The sequence below is a fragment of the Nodosilinea sp. LEGE 07298 genome, assembly GCF_015207265.1.
Lineage (GTDB): Bacteria > Cyanobacteriota > Cyanobacteriia > Phormidesmidales > Phormidesmidaceae > Nodosilinea.
Genome location: NZ_JADEXE010000417.1, coordinates 1 through 4,653, shown reverse-complemented (window position 1 = coordinate 4,653; position 4,653 = coordinate 1). Strand labels below are relative to the sequence as shown.

Annotated in this window: 3 protein-coding genes; all 3 read left to right on the top strand. The window is 58.2% G+C overall.

From position 1 onward, the window contains the following. Positions 1 to 1,194, top strand: a 1,194-nt coding sequence (locus IQ273_RS30705; RefSeq protein ID WP_194026884.1) for a CmpA/NrtA family ABC transporter substrate-binding protein, incomplete at its 5' end; no start/stop codon positions are given. Between the two features lie 293 nt (positions 1,195 to 1,487). Next, positions 1,488 to 2,339 carry a nitrate ABC transporter permease gene (gene ntrB / locus IQ273_RS30700; RefSeq protein WP_194026883.1) on the top strand — a complete coding sequence of 284 codons (852 nt, stop codon included), beginning with the start codon at positions 1,488 to 1,490 and terminating at the stop codon, positions 2,337 to 2,339. A 288-nt stretch (positions 2,340 to 2,627) separates the two neighbouring features. Continuing rightward, positions 2,628 to 4,634, top strand: a complete 2,007-nt coding sequence (locus IQ273_RS30695) for a nitrate ABC transporter ATP-binding protein (RefSeq protein WP_194026882.1) — start codon at positions 2,628 to 2,630, stop codon at positions 4,632 to 4,634. The last annotated feature ends 19 nt before the right edge of the window (positions 4,635 to 4,653 follow it).

Here is a 4,653-nt window from a genome sequence, read left to right as displayed (position 1 = left end):
CCCGAGACCCCTAACATCAAGCTGGGCTACATTCCCATCGTTGAATCGGCCGCGATGATCATCGCCCAAGAAAAGGGCTTCTTTGCCAAGTACGGCATGACCGGGGTCGAAGTCTCTAAGCAGGCCAACTGGGCCTCAGCTCGCGACAATGTCACCATCGGATCGAGCGGTGGCGGCATCGACGGTGGTCAGTGGCAAATGCCCATGCCCCACCTAATTAGCGAAGGCATTATTACCAACGGCCAAAAAATACCCATGTACGTGCTGGCCCAGCTCGAAACCCAGGGTAATGGCATTGCTGTTTCTGGCATTCACACCGGTAAAGGGCTGGGGCTCGATCTTTCGGGAGCTGCCGACTATATCAAGGGCTTTCAGGCCAACCAGGGCCGCAAGTTCAAAGCGGCTCACACCTTCCCCAACGTCAACCAGGACTTCTGGATTCGCTACTGGTTTGCCGCAGGTGGCATTGACCCCGACACCGACATCGACCTGCTAGCGGTGCCCCCCGCTGAGACCGTGCAGGGTATGCGCAACGGCACCATGGATGCCTTCAGCACTGGCGACCCCTGGCCCTATCGCATCGTTGCCGACGACATTGGCTTTATGTCGGCTTTGACCCACGAACTTTGGGCCTTTCACCCCGAAGAGTACCTGGCCATTCGGGCCGATTGGGTTGACGCCAACCCCAACGCTACCAAAGCCCTGTTGAAGGGGTTAATGGAAGGCCAGCAGTGGCTGGATGACCCAGCTAACCGGCCCGAAGCGGTGAAAATTTTGGCGGGTCGCAACTACTTCAATGTTCCTGAAGAAATTTTGACCCCACCCTACAAGGGTGAATACGCCATGGGCGACGGCAAAGCCGACTTTAAGGACATCAACGTTGGCCCCCTGTACTGGACTGACCCCAAAGGAAGCGTGTCTTACCCCTACAAGAGCCACGACCTGTGGTTTTTGACCGAGAGCATGCGCTGGGGCTTCCACAAAAACCAGCTCACCGACTTCGACACCGCCAAGCGCATTGTCGATGCCGTCAACCGCGAAGACATCTGGCGCGAAGCGGCCACCGAAGCCGGATTTACCGCCGCCATTCCCGCCGATACGTCGCGAGGCGTCGAGACCTTCTTCGACGGCGTTAAGTTTGACCCCGCCAACCCCGAGGCATACCTCAACAGCCTCAAGATCAAGCGGGTCTAGGAGGAGCGGCAATTTTAGATTTTGGATTTTAGATTTTGGCAGTCTGGTGGCCAATCTCAAAATCCAAAATCGCTAATCCAAAATTGTCTTCCACGTCCTCCCCCCAGCACTGGTTCAGAGAAAGATGACAGAGGTGAGCGCATGGGGCCTCCATCGCCAACAGCAGCCCTATTCCCCCTTGCCTCGGTTTCTGAACCAGCCCACCTCGGCCAGTCTCCCCAAAGAAAGGCCGAGGTGGGTTTCCTCCTCCAAACCGTTCGTGATCCGGTCCATCCACAGCAGGTACAGCAACTATGGTTACTCACTCTCCCGTTCGTAGGCCGACGCGGCCTAACCCGGCTCTGGCTTCGGTGCAGCAGTTTTGGCAAAAGCGCGGCCCGGACCTAATTCCCCCTATTGTTGGCATTGCGGTATTTTTGACGGTGTGGCAGCTGGTGTCATGGTCAGGCATGACCCGATTGCCTGGGCCGCTGAGCCTATGGACCGATACCCGCACCCGCGAGCTGTTGCTGTACCCCTTTTACGACCTGGGTGGGTTAGATAAGGGGCTGTTTTGGCAGACCTGGGCCAGCCTGGGTCGGGTAGCGCAGGGCTATACCGCTGCCGCTGTAGTTGGTATTGCAGTTGGGGTTTTGGTGGGTACTAGCCCCTGGATCAACAAGGCCACCTACCCAATCTTTCAGTTTTTGCGGATGGTGGCTCCGCTGGCCTGGGTACCGATCGCCCTGGTGGCCCTACAACAAAACCAGCCCGCCGCCATTTTCGTAATCTTTATTACCGCCGTGTGGCCCATTTTGATCAACACCATTGAAGGGGTGCGGCAGATTCCAGAAGACTACGACAACGTGGCTAAGGTGCTCCAGCTGTCGCGCAAAGACTATTACTTCAATATTCTGTTTCCCTCGGCGCTGCCCTACATTTTTACCGGACTGCGGATTGCGATCGGTCTAGCCTGGCTGGCGATTATTGCAGCAGAAATTGTGATGTCGGGAATTGTGGGCATCGGCTTTTTTATCTGGGATGCCTACCAGCAAAACTACATCAGCGAGATTATTTTGGCGGTGTTTTATATCGGTTTTGTGGGGCTGCTGCTCGATCGTCTGATTGCCTTTTTGCAAATGAAGATTGCCCCCGCCCGGAAGTAAGAAGGAAATCTATAGGGTGCATTCGCGGCCCTAAAATCCTTTCTAAACACCCCGATCCGTGCGCTGCAATGCACCGGGCCTAAAAATGCGCTGGGCCTAGACTGCCCCCAATGGGTTGAGGAAAGTAGGGTGGGCACTGCCCACCATGGGTTGAGAGCTTTAGAGAAAATCCGCTCATCTAACCTGTTAAGCCACAGTTTTTGGTGGGCATTTCCCACCCTACGGTAGACTCGCCCCTCCCTGGAGGGGATTTACGGAATCCATCACAACGATCGCGAGGAAAAATCTATGAGTTTGTTAGTTGCAGTGGACCAGGTGGATAAGGTATTTTCTCTGGCGGATGGCGGTGAGTATATCGCCTTGAAGGGGATTGATCTAACGATTAAAACGGGGGAGTTTGTCTCGTTTATTGGTCACTCGGGCTGTGGCAAATCGACCCTTTTAAATATGATCGCGGGTCTGTCGCTGCCCAGCTCCGGGGTGCTGACCCTGGAGGGCAAAAAAATCACCCAACCCGGCCCCGATCGCATGGTGGTGTTCCAAAACTATTCCCTCTTGCCCTGGCGCAGCGTGCGCGAAAACATTGCCCTGGCGGTGAACAGCGTCTACGGTGACCTGCCTAAGGGCGATCGCCGCGCCATCGTCGAAGAGCACATCAACCTGGTGGGCTTGCAGCAAGCCGCCGACAAATGGCCTGACCAGCTCTCAGGGGGGATGAAGCAGCGGGTAGCGATCGCCCGCGCCCTGGCCATTCGCCCCAAGCTGCTCTTGCTCGATGAACCCTTTGGGGCACTGGATGCGCTGACTCGCGGTAATCTGCAAACCCAGCTGATGCGGATCTGCGACGAAAACAACGTCACCGCCGTGATGGTTACCCACGATGTCGATGAGGCGGTGCTGCTGAGCGATCGCATCGTTATGCTCACCAACGGCCCCGGTGCCGAGATCGGCAATATTCTCGAGGTCGATATTCCCCGCCCGAGAGCGCGCATGGAGGTGGTTGAGCACCCCAGCTACTACAGTCTGCGCAGCGAGATTATCTATTTCCTTAATCAGCAAAAGCGGATTAAAAAGCGCCGCGCCCTGAAAACGGCGGTGGTCGCCCGCCACGGGCTGGAGAAAGTGAACCTGGACATTGGCTTTGTACCGCTGACCGCGTGCGCCCCGGTGGCGATCGCCAAAGAGAAAGGCTTCTTTGCCAAACACGGCCTGGATGAGGTCAACCTGGTGCGCGAAACCAGCTGGCGCGGCATTGTCGACGGCATCGCCGGGGGGTACCTGGATGCAGCTCAAATGCCCTCGGGCATGCCCCTGTGGTTTTCCCTCGGTGGCCACAACAACCAGCCCCTGCCCGTGGTTTCGGCCCTGACCATGACCCGCAACGGCAACGCCATCACCCTATCGCGCCGCTTCTATGATCAGGGCGTGCACAGCCTCGACGCGTTTCGGGAAATGCTGCGCCGCACCCCCGACACCCAGCACCGCATGGGCATGGTGCACCCTTCCTCGATGCACAACCTGCTGCTGCGCTACTGGCTAGCGGCGGGCGGCATTGACCCCGATCGCGACCTGGCCCTGCAAACCATTCCCCCCGCCCAGATGGTGGTGGACCTGAAGAACAATGCGATCGACGGCTTCTGCGTCGGCGAACCCTGGAACCTGCGCGCCGCCATGGATGAGGTGGGCTTTACCATCGCCACCGATCGCGAGATCTACGACGGCCACCCCGGCAAAGTGCTTGGCGTGCGTGAAGACTGGGCCAGCGCCTACCCCAACACCCACATCGCCCTCACCAAGGCCCTGCTCGACGCCTGCCGCTACTGCGCCGAGCCCGAAAACGAGCTAGAGATTCGCCAGATTCTCTCCCAGCGGGCCTACCTAGGCACCCCAATCGAGTACATTCACCTGGGCAACCCCACCACCAAGGTCTGCACCCTCGACAAGCCCATGCGCGAGTACGCCCACCACCTGTTCTTCGGCAACGGAGCTAACCGCCCCAGCCGCACCGAACACCTCTGGCACATGACCCAGCTGGCCCGCTGGGGCGATGTGCCCTTTCCCCGCAACTGGCTCGAAATTCTCGAACGCATCGTGCGGGTCGATGTCTACAGCACCGCCGCCCGCGAACTAGGCCTGCTCGACGACAAGTTCACTCGCGGCAGTATTCACCTGTTCGACGGCACCGACTTCGACGCCGAAGACCCGATCGGGTATTTGAATGGCCTGGCCATCAAGCGCGACATCACCATCGCCGAGGTGCTGCTGGATGGGGCACCAGCAGCCTTAGCCGCCTAGCAGATAGACCGTCCCCTCC